Annotated in this window: 21 protein-coding genes and 2 tRNA genes; 8 read left to right on the forward strand and 15 right to left on the reverse strand. The window is 30.3% G+C overall.

The annotated features are described in order from the left end of the window. Positions 1–71: 71 nt before the first annotated feature. Together pckA and BTO07_RS09070 are read right to left on the reverse strand one after the other, a co-directional pair. Positions 72–1,682 (reverse strand): phosphoenolpyruvate carboxykinase (ATP), encoded by a 1,611-nt coding sequence (gene pckA, locus BTO07_RS09065; protein ID WP_087520923.1) that lies wholly within the window; start codon positions 1,680–1,682, stop codon positions 72–74. Between the two features lie 89 nt (positions 1,683–1,771). Further along, a complete protein-coding gene (locus tag BTO07_RS09070) occupies positions 1,772–2,155 on the reverse strand; it encodes a DUF423 domain-containing protein (RefSeq protein ID WP_087520924.1) in 384 nt (127 codons plus the stop codon). 71 nt (positions 2,156–2,226) lie between these two features. Here BTO07_RS09070 and BTO07_RS09075 point away from each other — a divergent pair, with 71 nt between their 5' ends. Next, positions 2,227–3,597 carry a saccharopine dehydrogenase family protein gene (locus BTO07_RS09075; RefSeq protein ID WP_087520925.1) on the forward strand — a complete coding sequence of 457 codons (1,371 nt, stop codon included), beginning with the start codon at positions 2,227–2,229 and terminating at the stop codon, positions 3,595–3,597. Here BTO07_RS09075 and BTO07_RS09080 read toward each other — a convergent pair whose 3' ends face one another. The 4 genes from BTO07_RS09080 to BTO07_RS09095 form a co-directional block, all read right to left on the reverse strand. Further along, positions 3,598–4,320, reverse strand: a complete 723-nt coding sequence (locus BTO07_RS09080) for a tRNA1(Val) (adenine(37)-N6)-methyltransferase (protein WP_087522592.1) — start codon at positions 4,318–4,320, stop codon at positions 3,598–3,600. Between the two features lie 126 nt (positions 4,321–4,446). Beyond that, a tRNA-Ser gene (locus tag BTO07_RS09085) sits at positions 4,447–4,533 on the reverse strand. Further along, complete coding sequence (rimM, locus tag BTO07_RS09090) at positions 4,532–5,056, reverse strand: ribosome maturation factor RimM (RefSeq protein WP_087520926.1); 525 nt, start codon at positions 5,054–5,056, stop codon at positions 4,532–4,534. Before rimM ends, BTO07_RS09085 begins: the two co-directional genes overlap by 2 nt. A gap of 19 nt (positions 5,057–5,075) precedes the next feature. Next, the gene (locus BTO07_RS09095; protein ID WP_087520927.1) at positions 5,076–5,621 is read right to left on the reverse strand and encodes a 30S ribosomal protein S16; all 546 of its coding nucleotides are present in this window, start codon (positions 5,619–5,621) and stop codon (positions 5,076–5,078) included. A 313-nt stretch (positions 5,622–5,934) separates the two neighbouring features. Here BTO07_RS09095 and dnaE point away from each other — a divergent pair, with 313 nt between their 5' ends. The 3 genes from dnaE to BTO07_RS09110 all read left to right on the forward strand — a co-directional run bounded on the left by dnaE (position 5,935) and on the right by BTO07_RS09110 (position 12,325). Next, positions 5,935–10,272, forward strand: a complete 4,338-nt coding sequence (gene dnaE / locus BTO07_RS09100) for a DNA polymerase III subunit alpha (protein WP_087520928.1) — start codon at positions 5,935–5,937, stop codon at positions 10,270–10,272. Between the two features lie 80 nt (positions 10,273–10,352). After that, positions 10,353–11,666, forward strand: coding sequence for a D-arabinono-1,4-lactone oxidase (locus BTO07_RS09105; RefSeq protein WP_087520929.1), 1,314 nt, complete (start codon positions 10,353–10,355; stop codon positions 11,664–11,666). Then, positions 11,666–12,325 carry an HAD family hydrolase gene (locus BTO07_RS09110; RefSeq protein WP_087520930.1) on the forward strand — a complete coding sequence of 220 codons (660 nt, stop codon included), beginning with the start codon at positions 11,666–11,668 and terminating at the stop codon, positions 12,323–12,325. The genes BTO07_RS09105 and BTO07_RS09110 overlap by 1 nt, the downstream gene beginning before the upstream one ends. 59 nt (positions 12,326–12,384) lie before the next feature. Here BTO07_RS09110 and gldA read toward each other — a convergent pair whose 3' ends face one another. The 4 genes from gldA to BTO07_RS09130 form a co-directional block, all read right to left on the reverse strand. Next, positions 12,385–13,278 carry a gliding motility-associated ABC transporter ATP-binding subunit GldA gene (gldA, locus tag BTO07_RS09115; protein ID WP_087520931.1) on the reverse strand — a complete coding sequence of 298 codons (894 nt, stop codon included), beginning with the start codon at positions 13,276–13,278 and terminating at the stop codon, positions 12,385–12,387. A gap of 68 nt (positions 13,279–13,346) precedes the next feature. Then, on the reverse strand, positions 13,347–14,096 hold the full coding sequence (locus BTO07_RS09120) for a hypothetical protein (RefSeq protein ID WP_087520932.1): 750 nt from the start codon (positions 14,094–14,096) through the stop codon (positions 13,347–13,349). 78 nt (positions 14,097–14,174) lie between these two features. Next, the gene (locus BTO07_RS09125) at positions 14,175–16,925 is read right to left on the reverse strand and encodes a TonB-dependent receptor (protein ID WP_087520933.1); all 2,751 of its coding nucleotides are present in this window, start codon (positions 16,923–16,925) and stop codon (positions 14,175–14,177) included. Positions 16,926–16,955: 30 nt separating this feature from the next. Further along, positions 16,956–17,807 carry a GLPGLI family protein gene (locus BTO07_RS09130; protein ID WP_087522593.1) on the reverse strand — a complete coding sequence of 284 codons (852 nt, stop codon included), beginning with the start codon at positions 17,805–17,807 and terminating at the stop codon, positions 16,956–16,958. Between the two features lie 282 nt (positions 17,808–18,089). On the opposite strand from BTO07_RS09130, the gene BTO07_RS09135 reads away from it, so the two are divergent. Next, the gene (locus BTO07_RS09135; protein WP_087520934.1) at positions 18,090–18,704 is read left to right on the forward strand and encodes a deoxynucleoside kinase; all 615 of its coding nucleotides are present in this window, start codon (positions 18,090–18,092) and stop codon (positions 18,702–18,704) included. Between the two features lie 303 nt (positions 18,705–19,007). On the opposite strand, the gene BTO07_RS09140 is transcribed toward BTO07_RS09135, so the two are convergent. Then, the gene (locus BTO07_RS09140) at positions 19,008–19,577 is read right to left on the reverse strand and encodes an RNA polymerase sigma factor (RefSeq protein ID WP_087520935.1); all 570 of its coding nucleotides are present in this window, start codon (positions 19,575–19,577) and stop codon (positions 19,008–19,010) included. Positions 19,578–19,778: 201 nt separating this feature from the next. Between BTO07_RS09140 and BTO07_RS09145 the strand changes: the two genes are divergently transcribed. From BTO07_RS09145 to BTO07_RS09155, 3 genes are all read left to right on the forward strand, one after another. Continuing rightward, the gene (locus BTO07_RS09145) at positions 19,779–20,642 is read left to right on the forward strand and encodes a sigma-70 family RNA polymerase sigma factor (protein WP_087520936.1); all 864 of its coding nucleotides are present in this window, start codon (positions 19,779–19,781) and stop codon (positions 20,640–20,642) included. 691 nt (positions 20,643–21,333) lie between these two features. After that, a complete protein-coding gene (gene rpe / locus BTO07_RS09150) occupies positions 21,334–21,990 on the forward strand; it encodes a ribulose-phosphate 3-epimerase (RefSeq protein ID WP_087520937.1) in 657 nt (218 codons plus the stop codon). Then, a complete protein-coding gene (locus BTO07_RS09155) occupies positions 21,991–23,346 on the forward strand; it encodes an exonuclease domain-containing protein (protein ID WP_087520938.1) in 1,356 nt (451 codons plus the stop codon). A gap of 37 nt (positions 23,347–23,383) precedes the next feature. Here the strand turns inward: BTO07_RS09155 and BTO07_RS09160 are convergent, their stop codons facing one another. From BTO07_RS09160 to BTO07_RS09175, 4 genes are all read right to left on the reverse strand, one after another. Continuing rightward, positions 23,384–23,800, reverse strand: a complete 417-nt coding sequence (locus BTO07_RS09160) for a CBS domain-containing protein (protein ID WP_087520939.1) — start codon at positions 23,798–23,800, stop codon at positions 23,384–23,386. Positions 23,801–24,046: 246 nt separating this feature from the next. After that, the gene (locus tag BTO07_RS09165) at positions 24,047–24,463 is read right to left on the reverse strand and encodes a CBS domain-containing protein (RefSeq protein WP_087520940.1); all 417 of its coding nucleotides are present in this window, start codon (positions 24,461–24,463) and stop codon (positions 24,047–24,049) included. A 132-nt stretch (positions 24,464–24,595) separates the two neighbouring features. Then, positions 24,596–24,669 (reverse strand) — tRNA-Arg (locus BTO07_RS09170). A gap of 58 nt (positions 24,670–24,727) precedes the next feature. After that, positions 24,728–25,177 carry a GatB/YqeY domain-containing protein gene (locus BTO07_RS09175; protein ID WP_087520941.1) on the reverse strand — a complete coding sequence of 150 codons (450 nt, stop codon included), beginning with the start codon at positions 25,175–25,177 and terminating at the stop codon, positions 24,728–24,730. Between the last annotated feature and the right edge of the window lie 6 nt (positions 25,178–25,183).

A 25,183-nucleotide genomic window follows, 5' to 3' on the forward strand; every position in this document is an offset into this window, starting at 1 on the left:
GTTTAATATAAAATTAAAAAGCACCCAATATGGGTGCTTTTTTTTTTGATCTAAACTATAAAAAATTACTACTAAAATGCATATCGTTGAGGACCACCTCTACGAATGTCTTCACTTGCAACTTCTTCAAATTGCGTAAAATTATGTCTAAAAGCATTCGATAATTTAAATGCTGTTTTATAATATTCTTCATCATTATTCCAAGTTGCTCTTGGACTTAATAATTCTGTTGGAACTCCAGGACATGACCTAGGTTGTGCTACTCCAAATACTGAATGAATGTGATAATCTTCATATCTATAACTACCTAAATCTCCATTTAAAACAGCAGAGATCATTGCTCTTGTATATTTTAAAGGCATTCTTCTACCAACACCATATTGTCCACCAGACCAACCTGTATTTATCAACCAAACATTTACACCAGCATCTTTCATCTTTTTACTTAGCATTTCTGCATATCTTGTAGGATGTAAAGGCATAAAAGGCGCTCCAAAACAAGCTGAAAAACTTGGTGTTGGTTCTTTTACTCCTGCTTCTGTACCAGCAACTTTAGCTGTATAACCAGAAATAAAATGATAAGCTGCCTGATTTGGTGTTAACTTGGATATTGGAGGCAAAACTCCAAATGCATCCGCAGTTAAAAAGAAAATATTTTTTGGGTTTTTTCCTATTGATGGTTCTTTTATATTATCAATATGAAAAATAGGATAACTTACTCTTGTGTTCTGTGTGATTGATGTATCTGCAAAATCTACAGCTCCATTTTCATCCAGTACAACGTTTTCTAGAATAGCTCCTTTTTTTATAGCTGCATAAATTTCTGGCTCTTGTTCTTGTGATAAATTAATCACCTTCGCATAACAACCACCTTCAAAATTAAAAACAGTGTTTTCAGCTGTCCAACCATGTTCATCATCACCAATTAAACTTCTGTTAGGATCTGTAGAAAGTGTTGTTTTTCCTGTACCTGATAATCCGAAGAAAATAGCAGTATCACCATCTTTACCAACGTTTGCAGAACAATGCATTGGCAACGTATCTTTATAAACTGGTAAAATAAAATTTAAAGCAGAAAAGATTCCTTTTTTAATTTCACCTGTATAACCTGTCCCTCCTATTAATGCAATCTTTTTGCTAAAATTTAAAATAGCAAAATTATGTTGGCGAGTTCCATCTACTTTAGGATCTGCCATAAAACCTGGTGCATTAATTACAGTCCATTCAGGAGAAAAACCTTTTAGTTCTTCTTCTGTTGGGCGTAAAAACATATTGTAAGCAAACATATTGCTCCAAGGATATTCATTTACAACCCTAATATTAAGTTTGTAATTTTCATCAGCACAAGCATAACTATCTCTTACAAAAATTTCTTTTTCTGATAAATAGTCAACAACTTTAGAATATAATAAATCAAACTTATCAGATTCAAAAGGAATGTTAATATCACTCCACCAAACCTCATCTTTGGTTATATCATCTTTTACAATAAAACGATCTTTTGGAGAACGCCCTGTAAACTCACCTGTATTTACAGCAATTGCACCTAAAGAAGACTCAACTCCCTGCCCTTTTTCAACGGTTTCGTTATGTAACTCATCTGAAGTTAATTGATAACGAACTGTTGCATTTTTGATTCCTAGACTATTTAACGAAATCGATTTCGTATTTGTATCTACCATATCAATATTATTTAATTATATAAATTAGTTGCCAGCAAAACTACACAATAATTTCATATAGCTTTAATATTTACATTAAAATTAGTAAATTATTTACTATTACGTAATTTCTTTAAGAATATGATAATCATAGTAAACCAACCTATAATTAAAGTTAGTCCTCCTAACGGTGTAACAAACCAAATAGATTTCGCTGTAATTGATGTTAAATGAATCACATAAATAGAACCAGAAAAGAGTAGAATTCCTAATAAGAAAATATACGTAATGCTATTTTTTTGTGAAGCTGTAAATCCATCATAAATATTGACAAAAAGCAACGCAATTACATGATACATTTGATATCTAACTCCGGTTTCAAAACTAGACAACTCAGAAGATGATAAAATATCCTTTAAAGCATGAGCTCCAAAAGCTCCTAAAACAATAGCAATCAATCCTAAAAAACAAGCAATAATTAAATTTTTAAACATTTTTAATGGTTTTTGTTAAATTTTAAACAAAAATGGTATATTCGTATCAATACAAAAATAGGTTATTATTGATGAAAAACATTCTAATTATTGGCGCAGGAAAATCAAGTTCATATTTAATTAAATATTTACTTGAGAAATCTAATGAAGAAAAATTACATCTTATTATTGGAGACATTTCTACAAGTAATGCAAACAAACTTATCAATAATCATAAAAATGCTGAAAGTGTAGTTTTAGATGTTTTTAATGCTGAACAACGCCATCAATTCATCAAAAAGGCTGACATGGTTATTTCTATGTTACCAGCAAGGTTTCATATAGAAGTTGCCAAAGATTGCATCACTTATAACAAACACATGGTTACTGCTTCTTATATTTCTAAGGAAATGAAAGAACTAGATGAAGCTGCAAAGAAGAAAGGTTTGGTTTTTATGAACGAAATTGGTGTAGATCCAGGAATTGATCATATGAGCGCCATGCAAGTGATTGATAGAATAAGAGAAAATGATGCAAAAATGTTATTATTTGAATCTTTTACAGGTGGTTTAGTGGCTCCAGAAAGTGATAATAACTTATGGAATTATAAATTTACATGGAACCCTAGAAATGTAGTTTTAGCAGGACAAGGAGGCGCTGCAATGTTTATTCAAGAAGGAACTTACAAATACATACCATATCACAAATTATTTAGAAGAACAGAATTTTTAAACATTAATGGAAGCGGAAAATTTGAAGCTTATGCAAATAGAGATTCACTAAAATACAGAAGTATTTATGGATTAGATGAAATTTCAACAATGTATAGAGGAACCATAAGAAAAGTAGGTTTTTCTAGAGCTTGGAATATTTTTATTCAATTAGGTATGACAGATGACTCTTATACAATTGAAGATTCTGAAAACATGAGTTACAGGGATTTTGTAAACTTATTTTTAGCGTATTCTCCATCAGATTCTGTAGAATTAAAATTACGCTCTTATTTAAAAATAGATCAAGATGATGTAATGTGGGAAAAATTAATTGAACTTGATATTTTTAATCCAAAGAAAAAAATTGAATTGAAAAATGCAACTCCTGCAAAAATGCTTCAAAAAATATTAGAAGATTCTTGGACTTTACAAGAAGATGATAAAGATATGATTGTGATGCAACACTTGTTTGGCTATGAAATAAATGGTAAAAAACGACAAATTGAAAGTAGTTTAGTTGTTTACGGAGAAAACCAAACGTATACCGCAATGGCAAAAACAGTTGGTTTACCTGTTGGAATTGCAGCTTTAAAAATATTAAAAGGAGAAATTAAAACTCCAGGTGTACAAAGACCAATTACTAAAGAAGTGTATGAACCAATTTTAAAAGAATTAGAAGAATACGGAATAAAATTCACAGAAAGAGAAGTTCCTTATTTAGGATACAATCCTAATCATGTAACTGGATAATTACATTTTTAAATAAAAGTCTTTTGTTAAATCAATATACGCTTCTGTGTATTGATGACGCTCAATTTCTATAATTAAACGTTCTTCTTTCAATTCAACTTCATTAGAAGAAAACTCCATTAAACTTCTTTTTACTTCGGACTTTTCATTTCCTTGAACTCTACAAACTCTATTCAAAAACAAATTATTTTCTTTCGCTAAAGCGATAAAACTCTCCTCCTCTTTAAAAGGAATTACAACAGAGAAAATTCCGTTTTCTGATAAAATTTTAGAAACACCAATAATCAAATCTTCAAAAGATAGAGACGATGTAAAACGAGCTTTATTTCTAGACGCATCTTCAGATTCAAAGGCATCTGTATAAAATGGTGGATTAGAAACTATTAAATCATAAGTCTCCTCCTCCTCTTCTAATTCATCAGAAAATTCTTGAAAAGTAGCATTGTAACAATACAATCTGTCTCCCCAGTCTGATTCTTCAAAATTAGCTACACTTTGTTCGTAGGCATTTTCATCAAGCTCAACCGCATCAATTGTCATCGCATCAGAACGTTGCGCAATCATTAAAGAAATAACACCTGTACCAGAACCAATGTCTAAAATTGAGTCAGGATAACCATCAACAGAACACCAAGCACCTAATAAAACACCATCAGTACCAACTTTCATTGCTGTTTTATCTTGATGAATTGTAAACTCTTTAAATTTGAATGGTTTAGACATTATATTTCCCTTCTGTAACATCGAGTGAATTTGATTCTTCATCAAACTTGTATCGAGATGTTGTTAATTAAAAAAAGTTCTGCTAGACACAGAACTTTTAAACTTTTTACTTTTAATACTTTCTAGCAGAAAGGAAGGGATTCGAACCCTCGGTACCGTTGCCAGTACACTACCTTTCCAAGGTAGCTCTTTCGACCACTCAGACACCTTTCTAAATATACAAAGCAATAAGACCATCTGGAGTCTCAACTTGTATTATTTTATTTTCTCTATCTACTTTTTTAATGAAATCGTCAACCATAGGAATAAATATTTCTGTTCCATCTCTGTCAATTTCAAAAAGTGGTTGTGCAGCTTTGTCATTTATATGAACAATCTGCCCTACCTCACCAAAGTTAGCATCAACAACAGTAAACCCAATTACTTCATGATAGTAAAATTTATCCCCAGTTAATTTAGGCAACATTGTATTAGGTAAATAAACACCACATTTTAATATAGTATCTGCTTCTTCGTCAGAATATATGTCTTCAAATTGAACACGTAATTGATTCCCCTTATGAAGTGAACTTTTATCAATAAAAAATGGAACCAAGTTACTGCCGAATTCGACGTAAACTGATTCCATTTCTGTGTACAACTCAGGTTCATCGGTATCTAATTTGATAACAACTTCCCCTTTAAAACTATATTTTGTAACGATTTTGCCTAAATAAAAACAATCTTCTTTACGCATCTTCGTATAAATTTATAATTTATTCTGCTGCTTTTGCTGCTGCTTCATCAATTGTTTCAGGAGCTGCTTCCGCTGCTTCTTCAACATCTGCAACTACCTCAGCAACCTCTTCAACAACTGGTTTAGCTGCTTCAATTCTTGCTTCGTTTACTGCTTTTTCTGCTGCTAAAGCTGCTGCTTTTGCATCAGATTGAGCTTGAGATAATCCAGCTTCTTTATCAGAAATCTTAGTAGCTTTTGCCTCTAACCAAGCTGCAAACTTTGCATCTGCTTGTTCTTGAGTTAAAGCTCCTTTTCTAATACCTCCAACTAAATGATTCTTTAACATTGCACCTTTGTAAGATAAAATGTTTTTTGCAGTATCAGTTGGTTGAGCACCATTTTGTAACCATTCTACAGCTTTATCAATATCTAAATCGATAATTGCAGGGTTAACGTTTGGATTGTAAGTACCTATTTTTTCTAAGTATTTACCATCTCTTTTTGCACGTGCATCAGCGGCAACAACCCAATAAAATGGTTTACCTTTTTTACCGTGTCTTTGTAATCTAATCTTTACTGGCATAATTTGTTAATTTGTTAAGGTTCTCGACCTTTATTATTAAAAATCTTACTATCTCGTAGTAAGTGGGCGCAAAAATACAAAACCTTTTTAAACTAAAACCCTAATTATCAATATTTTTTATGGCGTTCGAGCGGGCTTTCACTACTCGCTTTTTGCTAAAAAGCAAAAGAGCTCAAACAAACCGCTCAATCCCTAACGCGCTTAATCATAACTAATAAGAAATCGTTAATAACTTCATCTTAAAAATCCATCAAAAAAAACTATTTTTACACGTTCATTTAAACTACCTAATACACCCGTAAAAAAGCCATTTATGTACTTAATTTTTGATACAGAAACTACAGGTTTACCTAAAAGTTGGAATGCTCCAATTACAGATACAGACAATTGGCCTAGGTGTATTCAAATTGCATGGCAATTGCATGACGAAATGGGAAACGTTGTAGAACACGACGATTTTCTAATAAGACCAGACAACTTTAATATTCCTTACGATGCAGAAAGAATTCACGGAATTTCTACTGAATTAGCAGCAGAACAAGGTATTTCTTTAGATGAATGTTTAACTAAGTTTAATGAAGTTTTAGGTAAAACGAAGTTTATTGTTGGTCAGAATTTACAGTTCGACCTTAATATTATGGGATGTGAATTCCATAGATTAGGTGTAGAAAATAAAATGCTTTCGCTACCTGTTTTAGATACATGTACAGAAAAAACGGCATTAATGTGTCAGATTCCTGGTGGTCGAGGAGGAAAATTTAAACTACCAACTTTAACAGAATTACACAATCATTTATTTGCCGTTGGTTTTGGGGATGCCCATAATGCAACTGCCGATGTTGAGGCAACAACTCGTTGTTTTTTAGAGTTAATTCGTTTAAGAGAATTTACCAAAGAACAATTAGATGTTGATGCGGATTATTTCAAAAATTTCTCTGAAGCAAATCCGAAACCGATTCAAGTAATTGGTTTAAAACACATCAACCTTAAGCAAGAAAGCGATAGAATTCGCCAACGTTTAGAAAAATTAAAAGGTAACGCAACTACAAAATCTACTGCTGTTGGTTTAGATGAACTAAAAGACGTACAATTTTCTCACTTGCACAATCACACACAATATTCTGTTTTACAATCTACCATGCAACTTGGTAATATTGTAAAAGCTGCAGCAAAATATAATATGCCTGCAGTTGCTATGACAGATACTGCAAATATGATGGGATCTTTTCACTTTGTGAATGCGGTTTTAAATCATAATAAAAGTGCAGAAACTCCAATGAAACCAATTATTGGTTGTGAGTTTAATATTTGTGAAGATCATAAAAACAAATCGCAAAAAGACAATGGTTATCAAGTTGTTTTATTAGCAAAAAATAAAAATGGATATCACAATTTAGCAAAAATGTCTTCGGCAGCTTTTGTGGATGGTTTTTACTACGTTCCTAGAATTGATAGAGAACTTGTAGAAAGATACAAAGAAGATATTATTGTTTTAACAGGTAACTTATACGGAGAGGTGCCTAGTAAAATTTTGAATCTTGGAGAAAAACAGGCAGAAGATGCTTTAATCTGGTGGAAAGAACAATTTAAAGATGACCTTTATATTGAGTTGATGCGTCATGATCAACAAGATGAAAAAATTGTTAATGAAACTTTATTAAAGTTTTCTAAAAAGCATGATGTTAAAATCGTAGCTACAAACAACACTTTTTATTTAGATAGAAAAGATGCAAATGCACATGATATTTTATTATGTGTAAAAGACGGAGAAAAACAAGCTACACCTATTGGTAAAGGTCGTGGTTATAGATATGGTTTGCCAAACGATGAGTATTATTTCAAATCTTCGGATGAAATGAAAACACTCTTCTTAGACATTCCAGAAGCAATTACCAACATTCAAGAAATTGTAGATAAGGTTGAAATTTTTACGCTTGCAAGAAACGTTTTATTACCCGCTTTTGATATTCCTGAGGAATTTAAAGATGTAAGAGACGAAGAAAATGAAGGAAAACGTGGAGAAAATAATTTCTTAAAACACTTAACTTTTGTTGGTGCAAAAAAACGTTATGGAGAAATTACAGAATCAATTAAAGAGCGTTTAGACTTTGAATTATCTGTTATTGAAAAAACTGGATATCCTGGTTATTTCTTAATTGTAGAAGATTTTATTCGCGAAGCAAGAAAAATGGATGTTGCTGTTGGTCCTGGTCGTGGTTCTGCTGCAGGTTCTGTAGTTGCCTTTTGTCTTTGGATTACAAATATTGATCCTATTAAATACGATTTACTTTTTGAGCGTTTCTTAAATCCAGAACGTGTTTCCATGCCCGATATCGATATTGATTTTGATGATGAAGGTCGTGGTCGTGTAATGGATTATGTAATTAATAAATATGGTGCAAATCAAGTTGCACAAATTATCACATACGGAACAATGGCTGCTAAATCTTCTATTAGAGATACCGCCAGAGTTTTAGATTTACCGCTGTTTGAAGCCGATAGAATTGCGAAGTTAATTCCTGGAATTAAATTAAAAAACATCTTCGGTGATGATGCAAAGAGTAAAGGTAAAGTTGATGCTTTACGTGCAGAAGAAAAACAATTAGTTGAAGAACTAAAACAAATGTCTTACGGAAATGATTTAGTTTCCGAAACTATAAATAAGGCAACAATTTTAGAAGGTTCTGTTAGAAATACTGGTATTCATGCCTGTGGTGTAATTATTACACCTGGAGATATTACCAATTATGTACCCGTTGCTTTGGCAAAAGATTCTGACATGTACGTTACCCAATTTGATAACTCTGTTGTAGAAGATGCAGGTTTATTAAAAATGGATTTCTTGGGATTAAAAACGCTGACTTTAATTAAAGACACCGTTAAAATTGTAAAAGCAAGACATAATGTTATTTTAGATCCAGAGACGTTTCCTTTAGATGATGTAAAAACATATGAACTTTTCCAGAAAGGAGAAACTGTAGGTATTTTTCAATATGAATCTCCAGGAATGCAAAAACACATGAGGTCTCTAAAACCAACTGTTTTCGCCGATTTAATTGCAATGAATGCCTTGTACAGACCTGGTCCGATGGAATATATTCCGTCTTTTATTAATAGAAAACACGGAACAGAAGATATTGAGTACGATTTACCTGCCATGGAAGAATATTTGGCAGAAACATACGGAATTACAGTTTACCAAGAGCAAGTAATGCTTTTATCACAAAAACTAGCAGATTTCACTAAAGGTGAAGCCGATGTTTTACGTAAAGCAATGGGTAAAAAGCAAATTGCGGTGCTGGATAAAATGAAACCAAAATTTGTAGAACAAGCTGCTGCAAAAGGTCATGATCCAGAAAAATTAGAAAAAATATGGAAAGATTGGGAAGCCTTCGCCAGTTATGCCTTTAACAAATCTCACTCTACTTGTTATGCTTGGATTGCATATCAAACCGCATATTTAAAAGCACATTATCCTGCAGAATATATGGCTTCTGTACTTTCTAATAATATGAAAGATATTAAAGCTGTTTCCTTCTTTATGGAAGAATGTAAACGAATGGAATTACCCGTTTTTGGTCCAGATTTAAATGAATCTTACTTAAAGTTTTCTGTAAATCAAGAAGGAGCTGTTCGTTTTGGAATGGCTGCAGTAAAAGGTGTTGGTGCTGGAGCAGTAAGAGCAATTATTGAAGAAAGAGAAGAAAACGGAAACTATTCTTCTATTTTCGATTTAGCAAAACGTGTAAATTTACGATCTGCTAATAAAAAATCTTTTGATAGTTTAATAAAAGCTGGTGCTTTTGATTCTTTTACTGATACACATAGAGCTCAATATTTTGAAACAGATGAAAAAGGATTGACCTTTTTAGAACGCGCCATGAAATTTGGAAGTAAGTTTCAAGAAAACGAAAATTCTGCTCAAGTTTCTATGTTTGGTGAAGCTTCTACAGTTCAATTTCCAGAACCAGATATTCCTGAATGTGAAACTTGGGGAACAATGGAGCTTTTATCACAAGAAAAAGAAGTAATTGGAATTTATATTTCGGCGCATCCTTTAGATGATTTTAAAAACGAAATGATTTTCTGTAATGCATCTTTAAGACATTTTAAGGACGACCTTAGTAAATATGAAGGCGTAAACTTAACGTTTGCAGCAATTATTACAGATGTTCAACATCGCGTTTCTAAAGCTGGTAAAGGTTGGGCAATGTTTACAATGGAAGATTATGGAGACAGTAATGAATTCAGAATTTTCGGTGAAGATTATTTAAGAATGAAACACTTTTTAACGCCGAATTCTTTCTTATTTGTTCGATGTACAATTCAACCAGGTTGGACAAACAAAGAAGGTGTTAAAGGTGAACCTCGTTTAAAGTTTACAGATTTTAAATTGTTGCACGATATAATGGATGAATTGTGTAAAAAAGTAACCATAAAAATTCCTTTACAAGATATTAAAGAGGATAGCATTTTAAATTTAGAAACGATTCTTAAAAATAGCCCAGGTAAACAGAATTTACACTTTACTATTTGGGATGCCAAAGAAAAAATAGAGGTGAGTTTACCTAGTAGAAATACCAAAGTTCACATTTCTAATGAATTATTAGCAACGTTAAAGAGTCAGGATATTGATTTTAAGTTGAATTAATTCATAATAGTAGAATAAATCAAAATAAGCAGTTTAAAAAAAGAATAATGCTTACTTTTGTTTAATCTTTTAAAAAATAAATGAAACAAAACGAAAACGGTACTTGGGTAAGTTGGAACGAAAACCTTACATACAAATACAAATCACTATACAAAGTTACCTCTGAAGAGGAATTACAAGAAGTTGTTAAAAAATCAGAAAAAATACGTGTTTTTGGGAGTAAACAATCATCTGCAGATATTGCATCTGGAGTTGAAACTTTAATTGACATTACTTCGTATAATAAAATTTTAACTGTTGATGATTCAGCTTGTACAATTACTGTGCAATCTGGTTTAATTTTAGGTGATTTACTCGAAGAAATAGAAGCAAAAGGTTGGTGTATTCCTTGTTTACCAGACATCAACACAGTTACAATTGGTGGCGCATTAGCAACAGGAACACATGGTACAAGTGGAAAACTATTATCTGAATACATAACCAAATGTAGCATTGTTCTTGCTGATGGTTCTGTAAAAATAATAACTGATAAAGATGAATTAATTTATGCAGTCAGAGTTTCATTAGGTGTTTTAGGTGTGTTATCTGAAATTACTTTTCAATGTGAACCAATATATACGTTACATGTAAAAGAAGGTCCTGAAGACGATAAAGTTTGGTTACCTAAAATTAATGAGCGACTTAAAAAACATGATTTCTTAAGAATTTTATGGCTTCCTCATACTAATAAAGGGTATGTAATTACAGGTGATAAAATTGACCCAAATACAGAAATTAAAGAAGATTTAGGTCCTGCTTTCTTAAAACATAGAAGAACAGCTTCTAAAATATTATATAAATACACACATATTTTTCCTTGGTTTACAGCGATTGCAAATAAACTTTTATACATAGGTTTTTTTAGCTCTAAAAAAGAACACAAAGGTTCTTTATACCAAGCAACCGTTACTAAATCTAGAGGTTCTACCTTAGAATTGGCAGAATGGACCATTGGTTTAGATAAATTTCCAACTGTCTTTGAAGAATTGAAAACAGAGATAAATAAATGGAATAATAAATCGTTTATTCATATTCCTATGGATATTCGTTTTGTATACAAAGACACTTCTTGGTTAAGCTATGCTTACAAAAAAGATACTGTTACAATGGGATGCGTTTCTAGAAATGCAGCTACTGCAGATACGTATGAAGCTTTTAAAACTATTGAGAAAATATTTTTAAAACACGGAGGAAAACCTCATTGGGCTAAACGTTTTGCAGCTAAAAACACAGAACTGTCCAAAATATATGAAAAGTGGGAAGATTTTAAAATTTTAAGGAGAAAATTAGATCCAACTAATAAATTTTTAAACCCATATTTAACAGAATTATTCAACGAAAAAACAAACAATTAATGTTATTACCTAAAGGATTTTTATTTGATTTTGATGGAGTTGTAGTCGATAGTAAAGAAAGCCATAATTCGGCTTGGTCTTCTGCTTTTAAAGAATTGTTTGATACTGAAATTGCGCCTTTTCCTAAAAGTCTTTCAGGAAAATCTCCTATGTTAATTTCAGAATATTTTTGCAGTTTGATTGGCAAAAAAAATCAAACTGAAGATTTATATTTTTTAAAAGACCAGCATTTAGATTCTCATTTTAAAGTTCCTATATTATTACCTGGAATTCATGAAATTACGAACTTTTTATCCGAAGAAAAAATACCTTATGGAATTGCAAGTAACGCTACAAAACAGTTTTTAAAAAATAGTATTCATCATTTAAATTTAAACTTTTCTATTGTTTTTGGATTACAAGATTATGTAAAACCAAAACCTGCACCAGAAGCTTATATTTCTTTAGCAAATGCTTTAAATTTTAAAGAAGAAGATTTTGATAATATTTGGGTTTTTGAAGATAGTTTAACAGGGACAAATGCAGCAAGATTAGCTGGCATGATGCCTATAGGAATTACAACTAATTACTCTACAGAAGAGCTAAAAGAAGTAGGAAGCGTACTTACCTTTCCTACTGTTTTAGAAGCTTATCAATATTTAAAAACTTATAAGAACTAGTTATTTTCTTTAAGTTTAATTGATATAAATTTCTGTCTACGCAGGAATTACAAAAAGGACTAACTAGTAACTTCTCTAAAAAGTGTTTCTAAATTCTTGTTTTGTGTATTCAATTCAAGAATTTTCAAACCATTTTCTTGTGCAAAATCAAATATTGTAGAACGCATATCTTCTTCACTTTCAAAAGTGATATACCAAGTATTGTCGTAATTATTTTTATAAGAAACTACATTCGGTAATCTATTTATAAACTGCTCTTCAATCTTATAATCAAAAGTAACGGCTATTATTTGTTGATTATTCTCTTTAAGTTCCGCTAGTTTTTTATCGACCAAAACTTCACCTTCTTTAATAATGATAACTCTATCACAAACAGCTTCTACTTCTTGCATAATGTGTGTAGAAAACAAAACCGTTTTATCTTTTCCTAATTCTCTAATTAGTGCTCTAATTTCTACCAGTTGATTCGGATCTAAACCTGTAGTTGGTTCATCTAAAATTAACACTTTTGGATTGTGTAAAATAGCTACTGCTAAACCAACTCTTTGCTGATATCCTTTAGATAATTGATTTATCTTTTTATGAGCTTCATTTGTTAATCCTACTTTTTCGATACAAACTTCTATTTGGCTTTTATCAACCTTAAAAATTGCAGCTTGAAATTGCAAGTATTCTCTTACATACATTTCTGTATACAAAGGATTGTGTTCTGGCAAATAACCAATCGTTTTCTGAGCTTCTAAAGGATTTTGTAACACATCTATTTCATCTACTGAAACTTCACCTGAATTGGGCTTTATAAAACCTGTAAGGATTTTCATCATCGTAGATTTTCCTGCTCCATTTGGACCTAAAAAACCAATGATTTGCCCTTTATCCGCAGAAAAAGAAACATTATTTAATGCTTTTTGAGTTTTATAAATTTTAGAAACTGATGTTACTTTTATAGACATCTTATAAATTTAGTTTGAATACTATTGATAACGAAGTTAATGCTTTTTTAGTTTATACAATTAGCAATTTATAAACGAATTTTTCTAATATTTTTCATTCTAGACCAAGCTATTTTATGACGTTTTTTATAAAACCATAAAGTACCTAAATCTAATAAAAAGTAAAAAAGGCTAATTCCACTTGGTGGATTAAAACTTGGTAGAAAATCGAAAACTCCCCAAGCTGTAGATGGCCATTCCCAACACAGATAATTGGTTCCTATAATTTCTAAATAGGCAACTGTTATATACATTGTTAAATAAAAAAATCTTTCTCTTGGCTTTTTTCTTAAGATTAATAGCGTTGCAATTGTCATTACAAAACCAAAAACATCGTTACCAAATATTAAAAATGCTGTTGCATAAATAAGTATGAATATGGTAAAAATATTTTCAATCTTAAGTTTGTTTTTAATAATTGATGATGCTCTAGAAAAATACAACACACCAACATACACCAATGCATGACCAGGAGGAACATAATGTGGTACGTTTTCTAATCGATATGTGTACATTCCTAAAAGAATTGAAAACAAATATTCTCCTAAAACAGCAATAATTACGGCATAAATCATTTGTTCTCTAATACGATTATTCACTTGCCAAAAAGTAAGAAAAAAACCAATAGACATACTAATATTAGCATACAACTGTGCGTTTTTAGTAATTTTCACCATATGAAAACTATCTAAAAACAAACCAAACCCAATAAATATATAAAGGATTCCTAAACTTTTAAAAGTAGCGTAAAATGATGATTTGGATGCTAATAAACTCATTTTGCAAAAATAAATAAACAAAATAAAAAATGGCTCAATAAATTGAGCCATTTTTTATTAAATCCTTATAAATTAATATTAAAGTTGATATCTTACCCTAAGACTTATAAATCGTGGTAAAATAAAGGTCTCATTTATAGAGAATAAAACATTACTTGTATTAACTGATGCTCTAGAACCTGTCGCTAAAAGGTTACTACCCACTAACTCATATTCCCATTTTGCATCTTTATCTTTTCTATATGATAAAGTTGCATCCCAAATTTTAAAAGAATTTGCAACCGTTCCGTTTTGTTTTACTTCATTATAAGAAAAATCTGTACGAACAGTTAATGAGTTCCAAACATAAGCATCAAAACTTATAGATGGTGCTTGCGTCACTCCCTCATTATCTTTATCATTAGCACTATTGCTTTGGTCTGTTAAACCAAGCCTATATTTTAAAGTAACATTTGGCGCTTTTGTAAAGTTAGTACCTACACTTGCTGAATAATTTTGTGAATTAAGTGTATTCGTATTTTCTACAGAATTTAAAAATTGATAGGTTTTACTGTAATTATAACTAGCACTTAAAGATGCTTTAACCTTCTTAATTGTTTTACCAAATCTTGCATTTGCACTAAAACTCTCATTATCAAAAGGCGAATTTAATGATGTACTACTAGATACTACAGAACCTGGTTCAAAGTTTACATCTTTGTTAATTTGGTCTATCGTTTTTTTGTAGTTTATTCTCGCATATACATTTGTATAATTAAACATATTAAAGCTGAAATAATTTAAATTTACATTATGAACATGTGCATTCATTAACTCGCTATTTCCATAATAAAAAGAATCATAACTATTAGCAACTATTCCTCTTGCAATTTGATTAACATCAGTAAAATTCACTTCTTGCTTATAAGAAAAACGTAAACTTTCACTCTTTTTAAACTGAGCAATTACTGCAAGTTCTGGAAAGAATTTTTCAAATTTATCTTCAAATAATTCAGTTTCATATTGCGTATTCTTAACAGAATAAGAATGCAAAGTAAAACCAGGTGTAAAAGTAAAAATACCCGATTTTAAACGATATCTTAATCCTGCATAAATATCTGAGAATGTATACTCTGTATCATTTGTTGTTTGTGGATCTGTATTTCCAGGGATTGTAGGAGTTGGATCAAATGTATTTCCGTTGTCTAAAATCTGAAAAAACTTAGAATCAAAATTCTGCTTACTTTGTATCGTTCCTAAAACGAAATTTAAATTGCTCTTATCGTTTAAAATATTATAGTAATCTAATTTCACATCTAATTGATTCGACTTCACACGTCTATCTTGTTCTAAATTATAATATTCTAAACTTCTATCTAAACCTAATGTTTCTGCTGCATCGTCAAAACCATCATTATCTGCATCATCATTATTTGATGAATCATTCTCCAAAGATGCTACATAAAAAGGGTCTTCATCTTGTAACAAATGTTGCGCCTCTAAAGCAAAAATATTCTTTTCATTTGCTGTATAAAAATAACTTAATTTTTGATTGATTTTATAAGGTGTTGCTCTTTCACTTTCACTAATATCACTTAAAACTCTAGAGTTTACATCATCTGTTCTATATTCATTTGAAAAACGACCAATAAGATCATAATCTAATTGATTGTTTGCGTCCTTTTTATAGTTCGTGGTAAACTTAAATAAACCTGTATTACTAGTTTGGTCTGTGATGCTTTGTGTAAAATCATCTGGAATTGTAGGATCTAAATAATCGCTAGTTACATTGTTTTGTTGTCCATTACTATTACTAGAAAATATTAAAAAACCACTTAAATCTAATTTAGGATTTGGTGAATAACTAAAATTTAAAGCTGTTAATTTTGTTTCAATTTTATTCGCATTTCTTGCATTTGCATTTAAAAAACCAATTCCTGCACTTCCTAAACTTATGTTTGTTCCGTTAGAAGGACTTTGACTTCTAAAGCCTCCACTAAAGTTTCTAATATCGCTTCTATTTAAAACAACTTCTCCCATATTATTAACATCACCTATAACGTTAATTGTATATTTTGGAGAATAATAAAATAGTTTTGGTTGTAAAAGATACAAACTCTCGTCTGTAGAATTCCCTGAACCTGCAGTTATATCACCAAACCAAAAATTCTTTTTGCCTTCTTTTAGTTTAATATTTATTGCAACTCTATCTTGATTATTTTGTACACCTTTAAGCTGAGTTACATCTCCGAAATTTTTTAAAATCTCAATTTTATCTACTGCATTAGAAGGAATGTTTTTTGTTGCCAATTTAGTATCACCATCAAAGAAGTCTTTACCATCAACCATAATTTTCTCTACAGTTTTACCTTCAACTTCAATTTCTCCTGCATCATTAATTTCTACACCAGGTAATTTTGCTAATACATCTTCTAGCTTTCTTTCTGTACCATTTTGAAAAGAATCTGCATTGTAAACGATAGTATCTCCTTTTATAGTAACTGGCATTTTAGAAACAATATTAATTTCATCTAAAGTATTATCAAAAGCTAATACTACACTTTTAACAACATCTTCTGATTTGGTTTCAACTACAAAAGCTGCAGTTCTCATACCTATATAACTAATCTTAACATTAAAAAAAGAGTTTTTATCTAAGTCTAATTTATAGCGTCCTTTAGAATCTGTAAAACCATAAGAGCTCACCTTTTTGGTTGTTTTATTTACAGCAAAAACATTCGCCATTTCTAAAGGTTCTCCAATACTATCTTTTACAAAACCTGTTAGTTTAACTTGGGCATTTGTAAATAGTGTAACCATAAGAATGGTTACGAGTAGTAATTTTTTCATGTGTATAAGTTGTAGTTATTTTATATAAATTTAATGAGGTCCTCTTCCACCATTTCCTCTTCTGTTCTTAAATCGCTCTCTCATTTCTTCCATCTTCTTTTTAACAGTAATCGTATATTTTTCTCTAGTAATTTCTTTTCCTTTAGTAGGCGCTTTAATTTCTTTTTTTTCTGTTGGATTCATAACAATCTCAGTACATAAAATTGTAGTTCTACCAGAATTGATTTCTAAAATTAAACCCGGTAAACCCCAATATTCACCTGGACCATTACTAACGGGTATTTGTGGTGTATACCAAGCTGTAATAATAATTTGTTTTGGTTTTTCAACTTTATCAGATTTTTTTTCACCATCCTCTTTCTTTTTATCATCTGGTCTTCTCATGTTAGAAAAATCTAAAGGATCCACCTCTTTTACTAACGTAGCTTTAAAACAAGTGTAATTACCTATTTGTTTGGTTTCACTCCCTAACTCCCATTCTAAGTTTTTCATTTCATCAGAAACTAAAAACTTTTTTCCAAAAAATTCGGTAGATTCTAAAGCTACTTTATCTTTTGTATTTTTATATCTTACCCCACTTCCTCCCATCATTCCCATAAATCTAGATCCTCCTCCAGATGTTGGTGCAGCTAATTTTTCATCTTCTTTATAAACAGACGATGTTTTATCAAAAGTTAAAATAAATGTTTTTTCTAACATCGATTTCATTCTTTGAGCAATCTCTTTTTTTCTTGCTTCTGTCATTTGTGGTCCTCCAGGTCTCCCAAAATTATTCATGTCTACCGTAGTTTTAGACATGTAAGTTGCTTTTCCTTGAAACTCTTTTTGAGCAAAAGTAGTTATTGAAATAAGTGCTAGAATAAATGTAAATATTGACTTCATAGGTTTTAATTTTCGAATAAAAATAAATGTAATGTACATTACATAAGACTTAAGAAAAACCTAAAGGTTTAAAACAACTTTAAAAAAATATAAATTCTACAATTTTTTAATAGTAGCTATATGTAAGTATTTATTAGTAAACTCAGCGAAAATTTAAAAAGCGATACTAATATTCAAAACAATAATGTTAGAGGATTTAGATATAAATTAATCTGTTAACCCTTTTCTATTTATTATTTTTACTACTTTAGCACACCTTTTAATCTTATTATAATTTAATATATGCACGTTGCAATTGCAGGAAACATTGGCGCAGGTAAAACCACGCTAACCAAATTATTAGCCAAACATTATAAATGGAACCCTCATTTTGAATCTGTTGATGAAAATCCGTATTTAGACGATTTTTACACAGAAATGGAACGTTGGTCGTTTAATCTTCAAGTATATTTTCTAAATAGCAGATTTCGTCAGATCTTAGAATTAAGAGAAACTGGTAAAAATATAATTCAGGATAGAACAATATATGAAGATGCTCATATTTTTGCTCCGAACTTACATGCAATGGGTTTAATGACAAATAGAGATTATAGTAATTATAGTTCTTTATTTGAGTTAATGGAAAACTTAGTGACTCCTCCAGATTTATTAATTTACTTGCGTGCAGATATTTCTACATTAGTTGGGCAAATTCATAAACGTGGTAGAGATTATGAAAACTCTATTAGTATCGATTATTTAAGCAGATTAAATGAGCGTTATGAAGCTTGGATATCTACTTATACCAAAGGAAAGTTGCTAATAATTGATGTTGATAATCTTGATTTTGTTACTAACCAAGAAGATTTAGGATATATTATAGACAGAATAGACGCTCAAATAAACGGGTTGTTTTAAACACATAAAAACAAAATATTTAAAATGAAAAGAGACCGTTAAAACGGTCTCTTTCTTTTTGTGAAAAATCACAATAATAATTGATAGTCCCCCAACGATCAATCAAATTTTAAATTTTTTATCTATTTGAAATTTCTTCATGTATATAAAAATCCGAGAGAGTTCCTGGATATTTCATTAAAAAAATATCGGAAATATCAAAAGTACGTCTTATCATACTAATGTCATCTAGAATTTTGTTCTTAAGAACTTTAGGGACCTCATGGGTAGTGAGGATCTTCTTAAAAGAGTTTTTCATATTTTTTACAGTTCATCGTACATTTTTACAACTTTTGCTTTTGCTCTTTTGACTCTCATTTTAACTGCACTTTCACCAACTTGTAACGCATCCATAATTTCTTTAATACTCATATCATCTTGATATTTCATTAATAAAATCATTTTCTCTGCTGGCTCAATTAAAGCTAAAACTTTCACTAATTTATCCGACTTTAGTTCGAATAAATTAGCATCGTCAATTTCATCAAAAACATATTCATCTTTTATTTGATCTGTAACAACTGTAATTTTCTCTTTTTTCTTGTAGGCATTTCTTTGAACATAATTTACACAAAAATTGTATGTAAAAGAATATAACCATGTAGAAAACTTAGAATTACCTTTAAAGGTTCTTAGTTTTACAAACAGCCTAATAAAAACATCATGTGTTAAATCTTCTGCTTCTTCTTTACTTTTAGAAAAACCATAACATTTATTATATACTACTTTAGAAAATCTATCATACAATTCAGCAAATAATTCTGCATTATTTGTTTCTATAATTTTAAAGACTAAATCTTCGTCGGTAACTTTTTTTAATACAAGTGTTTTCAATTCGGTTATATTTATGACACAAATAAATACAATAAGTCACATTCAAAATAAATAAAAAGATTAGTTACCATATTTGCTCGGTGAATGGTAAAAAATAGACTTTTAAAAAAAATGTGAAACTTTTTGTAACAAAAATTAAGATTCTAACGTATAATAAAATGTAGCAATACATTAATCCTTTAAAAAGTCATAGAGAATTAGATGAGACAACTTAAAATTACCAAGCAGGTTACTAATAGAGAAACTGCATCGTTAGATAAATACTTACAAGAAATAGGAAAAGTAGATTTAATTACTGCTGATGAAGAAGTAGAATTAGCACAGTTAATTAAAGCTGGTGACCAAAGAGCATTAGAGAAATTAACGAAAGCCAATTTAAGATTTGTTGTATCTGTTGCAAAACAATATCAAAATCAAGGATTAACATTACCCGATTTAATAAACGAAGGAAACTTAGGTTTAATTAAAGCAGCAAAACGTTTTGATGAAACTCGTGGTTTTAAATTTATATCATATGCAGTATGGTGGATTCGTCAATCTATCTTACAAGCATTAGCAGAACAATCTAGAATTGTACGTTTACCGTTAAATAAAATTGGTTCTATCAATAAAATTAACAAAATGTACGCTTTCTTAGAGCAAGAAAACGAAAGACCGCCAAGTCCAGAAGAAATTGCTAAGAAATTAGACATGACGGTTAATGACGTAAAAGAATCTATGAAGAATTCTGGACGTCACGTATCTATGGATGCTCCTTTAATTGAAGGTGAAGATTCTAACTTATACGATGTATTAAACTCTGGAGAATCTCCAAACCCTGATAGAAAATTATTACACGAATCTTTACGTATCGAGATAAACAGAGCCTTAGAAACGCTAACTCCACGTGAAGCAGATGTTGTAAAATTATACTTCGGTTTAGGTGAACACCAACCAATGACTTTAGAAGAAATTGGTGAAACTTTCGATTTAACTCGTGAGCGTGTTCGTCAAATTAAAGAAAAAGCAATTAGAAGATTAAAACACACTTCTAGATCTAAAATTTTAATGACCTACTTAGGCTAGCAATCGCAGATTGATTTTGGTATCTCACTCATACCGAAACCTAAATTAAAATATTTATAAAACTCTCGAATTCTTTTCGGGAGTTTTTTTGAAGCTATTTCCTGCTTTTCGCTATATCTTTTTTATGAAAAATAAAAAAGGATGCCGCTTCAATCAGGGCTAAACCTATTTATAAACTTTTCTTTTTACCACAAATTCTATATTTTCTATGAATCTATTTGGTCAAATTAAAATTAATTACAAATTTCTTTCTACCGACCTACTTTTAATTTTTGTAGAAATTCAAATTGTATGGAACGGCAAGCATCCAAAGAACGTAGTGGTCTGGATGCGATAGTAGAATACAAAGTAGAATTTAAAAAAATTAAAATCAGTCTAGATTTTTGTTGAAGCCTGTGCTGAACTTGATTCAGTATTCATCAATGGAAAAGAAAAAGAGACAAAATAAACATAGAGATTTTTTTATTTATCGAACAGTCAATTAAATTTAGTACAAAAAAGGATGCCGTTTAATAAGGGCTAAACCTATTTATATAATTTTCTTTCTTTCCATAGAATCTCTATTTTCTATGTGCCTATGTGGTCGAATTTTATAATAAATTATTCTAACATTTTTAAGAGATTGCTTCGTACCTCGCAATAACAATTTAATTACCTTTGCAAAATTAAATAACAACACAACAACTAACTAATGAGTAATTTAATTGCACCTTCAATTTTAGCAGCAGATTTTGCTAACTTACAAAGAGACATCGAAATGGTAAACAATAGTGAAGCAGATTGGTTTCATATTGATATTATGGATGGTGTTTTTGTACCAAACATTTCTTTCGGAATGCCAGTTTTAAAAGCGATTACTAAACACGCTACAAAAACGATTGATGTACACTTAATGATTGTAAATCCTGATCAGTACATTCAAACTTTTGCAGATTTAGGAGCAAATATTTTAACGGTACATTACGAAGCTTGTCCACACTTACACAGAACAATACAAGCAATAAAAGCAGCAGGAATGAAAGCAGGAGTTGCTTTAAACCCTCACACACCAATTTCAGTTTTAGAAGACGTAATTGAAGATTTAGACTTAGTTTGTATCATGAGTGTAAACCCAGGTTTTGGAGGACAATCATTTATAGAAAACACCTATAAAAAAGTAAGTCAATTAAAACATTTAATTGAATTCACAGAATCTGAATGTCAGATAGAAATTGATGGAGGTGTTACATCTTATAATGCAAATGCATTAATTGAAGCTGGAGCAAATGTTTTAGTTGCCGGTAGTTATGTTTTTGGATCTGAAAATCCTACAAAAACTATTGCTGACTTAAAAAAGACTATCGAATAATTGTTATACACAGTTGTCGACATAGAAACAACAGGAAATGGATATAAAGGTTCTAAAATAACCGAAATATCCATTTTTGTTTTTGACGGAAAAGTTATTGTTGATGAGTTTACTACTTTGGTAAATCCAGAACAAAACATTCCGCCATTTATTACCAATCTTACAGGCATAACAGATGCAATGGTAAGAAATGCACCCAAGTTTTATGAAATTGCAAAAAAGGTTGCAGAAATTACCAAAGACACCATTTTTGTAGCACATAATGTCAACTTCGATTATAATATTATTCACGAAGAATTTAAAAATTTAGGGTTCGATTTTAAACGAAAAAAACTCTGTACTGTTCGTTTATCAAGAAAGATTATTCCTGGCTTAAACTCTTATAGTTTAGGGAATATTTGTACTTCAGAAAACATCCCTATTAATGGAAGACACAGAGCTAAAGGAGATGCTGAAGCAACTACAGAATTGTTTAGAAGATTAATTGAAAGAGATGATAATTTTACAATCAACTCTTTTTTAAATCCAAAATCTAGACAAGCAACCTTACCGCCTCTTTTAGATAAAAAGACCGTTGATAATTTACCTGAAACTTTTGGCGTTTATTACTTTAAAAACTCAGCCAAAGAAGTTATTTATGTTGGTAAAGCAAATAATATAAAGCAACGCGTTATCAGTCATTTTTATGACAAAAAGAAAAAAGAGCAAATGATGTGTTTAGAAACTGCTGATATTTCTTTCACAAAAACAGGTAGTGAGTTGTTAGCATTGCTGCACGAATCAGCAGAAATAAAACAGATTTATCCAAAATTTAATAGAGCTCAAAGAAGAGCAGGAGAAGCTGTTGGCATATTTTCTTATGAAGATCAAAAAGGTATCATTCATTTAGCATCTAATAGGCTAAAATTGATTCCTAATCCAATAATGAAATATTACTCTGTGGCAGAAGCTAGAAATCATTTAGAAACACTTTGTAAAGAATTTGTATTGTGCCCAAAATACTGTCATTTACAAACCAATGTTTCTCGTTGCTTTCATTATCAATTAAAAGAATGCAAAGGTATTTGTTGCGATAAAGAATCGGTTGAAGATTATAATAAACGAGTTAAAAAAGCAATCAAATCAGTTGGTATTGGAGCAGATAATTTAGTGATCAAAGAAAAAGGAAGAACTAAAAACGAAGTTGGTTTTGCACTAATTTTAGATGGAATTTATCAAGGCTTTGGTTATGTCGATATTCATCAATCTGAACAATTAGAAAACCCAGAAGATTACCAGTTTTTTGTAGAACCCAAAAAAGATAATAAAGATATTCAACGAATAATAGGAGCTTATATAAATAAGAAAGAGGCTTAAAAAGCCTCTTTCTTACTAACTAACCAATTTAAGATCACTATAATTCTGCTGCCAAATATCTTACAAAATCCCTTGTAGTAACTATTCCTACTAACTCAGAATCTTCTATTACTGGTAAAGCGTGAAATTCTTTTCTTTTAAGCAATTCTGCTGCATCTTTAATAGATGTATAAGGAGGAACTGCTATAATATTCTTTGCCATTACTTGCTCAATAGTAAATGTATTATAAACAAAACTATCTATTGAAGTTTTATCTTGACTTACATCAGAACAACAAACCCTTTGCATGTCTGTATAACTTAACATACCTATGATTTCTTTTTCTTTAACTACAGGAATGTGTTTTATTTTATTTTTAATAAACAATTTCTCTGCAGTTACTAAATCATCACTTATACATAATGTAACCAAATCAGTTGCCATTATTGTTGAAACATACTCATCTTTTTTCATAATTTATGACTTTAAATCAAATTTCAGCATTAAAGAAAGTCTAAGAAATGACCTGTATCAGTTAGCCCATAAAAAAATGTAAATATTTTCAGTCCTTTTTTTTCTAATAAAAAAACCAAATAGTAATAAATAAAAATTGCAAAATTTGTTTTTAAAAAAATATTTGAAGATAAAATTAAAATGAAAAAAGAGGCTTAAAAGCCTCTTTCTTACTAACTAACCAATATAAAAACCACTATAATATTGCTATAAATTTGCTACCAAGTATTTTACTAAATCCCTTGTAGTAACTATTCCTACTAACTCAGAATCTTCAACTACTGGTAATGCGTGAAATCCTTTTTTTGTAAGCAATTCTGCTGCATCTTTAATAGATGTATAAGGAGGAACTGCTACAATATTCTTTGCCATAACTTGTTCAATAGTAAATGTATTATATACAAAACTATCTATTGAAGTTTGATCGTCACTTATATCTGAATAACTAACCCTTTGTATGTCTGTGTAACTTAACATACCTATGATTTCTTTTTCTTTAACTACAGGAATGTGTTTAATTTTATTTTTAATAAACAATTTTTCTGCGGTTACTAAATCATCACTAATACATAATGTAACCAAATCGGTTGCCATTATTGTTGATACAGGCTCATCTTTCCTCATAATATATGACTTTAAATCCTATATCAAATTTCAGCATTAAAGCGCTTCTAAAAGATGACTTATATCAGTAAATGGAATTATTTTAATAAAATAAAAAGCTACTAATTACATGATGTAATTAGTAGCTTTTTGTGACCCTAGCAGGATTCAAACCTGCAACCGTCAGAGCCGAAATCTGATATTCTATTCAGTTGAACTATAGGGCCTTTTGTAATTTCTGCCCTTTGTAATTTTAAAAAAAAGAGAGCAAAAATTTATTTTTATTTACATTAAATTCTTCTTAACAAAAGCAGAAATAGTTCCTCCATCAGCTTGTCCTGCTAATTCTTTTGAGACAATTCCCATCACTTTACCCATATCTTTCATTCCAGAAGCGCCTAATTTTTCAATTGTTGCAATAACAACTTCCTCAATTTTCTCTTCTGATAAGGCTTCTGGTAAAAACTGTTCTAAAACTGTAATTTCAGCTAATTCTGGAGCTGCTAAATCTTCTCTATTTTGTTTCAGAAAAATAGCAGCACTATCTTTTCTTTGTTTTACTTGCTTCTGAATAATTTTTGACTCTTGTTCTTCTGTTAATTCTTCTTGAACACCAGTTTCAGTTTTAGCCAATAAAAATGCAGCTTTCACTGCTCTTAAAGCTTGTAAAGCAACTTTATCTTTTGCTTTCATTGCTTCTTTCATCTTATCCATTACTTGTTTTTGCAAACTCATTCTATT

It is taken from the genome of Polaribacter sp. SA4-12, from assembly GCF_002163675.1.
Taxonomy (GTDB): domain Bacteria; phylum Bacteroidota; class Bacteroidia; order Flavobacteriales; family Flavobacteriaceae; genus Polaribacter.

What these genes read in the sequence shown, in the direction of transcription:
- pckA (WP_087520923.1), bottom strand. Translation starts at nt 1,682, where the DNA reads ATGGTAGATACAAATACGAAATCGATTTCGTTAAATAGTCTAGGAATC.
- BTO07_RS09070 (WP_087520924.1), bottom strand. Translation starts at nt 2,155, where the DNA reads ATGTTTAAAAATTTAATTATTGCTTGTTTTTTAGGATTGATTGCTATT.
- BTO07_RS09075 (WP_087520925.1), top strand. Translation starts at nt 2,227, where the DNA reads ATGAAAAACATTCTAATTATTGGCGCAGGAAAATCAAGTTCATATTTA.
- BTO07_RS09080 (WP_087522592.1), bottom strand. Translation starts at nt 4,320, where the DNA reads ATGTCTAAACCATTCAAATTTAAAGAGTTTACAATTCATCAAGATAAA.
- rimM (WP_087520926.1), bottom strand. Translation starts at nt 5,056, where the DNA reads ATGCGTAAAGAAGATTGTTTTTATTTAGGCAAAATCGTTACAAAATAT.
- BTO07_RS09095 (WP_087520927.1), bottom strand. Translation starts at nt 5,621, where the DNA reads ATGCCAGTAAAGATTAGATTACAAAGACACGGTAAAAAAGGTAAACCA.
- dnaE (WP_087520928.1), top strand. Translation starts at nt 5,935, where the DNA reads ATGTACTTAATTTTTGATACAGAAACTACAGGTTTACCTAAAAGTTGG.
- BTO07_RS09105 (WP_087520929.1), top strand. Translation starts at nt 10,353, where the DNA reads ATGAAACAAAACGAAAACGGTACTTGGGTAAGTTGGAACGAAAACCTT.
- BTO07_RS09110 (WP_087520930.1), top strand. Translation starts at nt 11,666, where the DNA reads ATGTTATTACCTAAAGGATTTTTATTTGATTTTGATGGAGTTGTAGTC.
- gldA (WP_087520931.1), bottom strand. Translation starts at nt 13,278, where the DNA reads ATGTCTATAAAAGTAACATCAGTTTCTAAAATTTATAAAACTCAAAAA.
- BTO07_RS09120 (WP_087520932.1), bottom strand. Translation starts at nt 14,096, where the DNA reads ATGAGTTTATTAGCATCCAAATCATCATTTTACGCTACTTTTAAAAGT.
- BTO07_RS09125 (WP_087520933.1), bottom strand. Translation starts at nt 16,925, where the DNA reads ATGAAAAAATTACTACTCGTAACCATTCTTATGGTTACACTATTTACA.
- BTO07_RS09130 (WP_087522593.1), bottom strand. Translation starts at nt 17,807, where the DNA reads ATGAAGTCAATATTTACATTTATTCTAGCACTTATTTCAATAACTACT.
- BTO07_RS09135 (WP_087520934.1), top strand. Translation starts at nt 18,090, where the DNA reads ATGCACGTTGCAATTGCAGGAAACATTGGCGCAGGTAAAACCACGCTA.
- BTO07_RS09145 (WP_087520936.1), top strand. Translation starts at nt 19,779, where the DNA reads ATGAGACAACTTAAAATTACCAAGCAGGTTACTAATAGAGAAACTGCA.
- rpe (WP_087520937.1), top strand. Translation starts at nt 21,334, where the DNA reads ATGAGTAATTTAATTGCACCTTCAATTTTAGCAGCAGATTTTGCTAAC.
- BTO07_RS09160 (WP_087520939.1), bottom strand. Translation starts at nt 23,800, where the DNA reads ATGAAAAAAGATGAGTATGTTTCAACAATAATGGCAACTGATTTGGTT.
- BTO07_RS09165 (WP_087520940.1), bottom strand. Translation starts at nt 24,463, where the DNA reads ATGAGGAAAGATGAGCCTGTATCAACAATAATGGCAACCGATTTGGTT.
- BTO07_RS09175 (WP_087520941.1), bottom strand. Translation starts at nt 25,177, where the DNA reads ATGAGTTTGCAAAAACAAGTAATGGATAAGATGAAAGAAGCAATGAAA.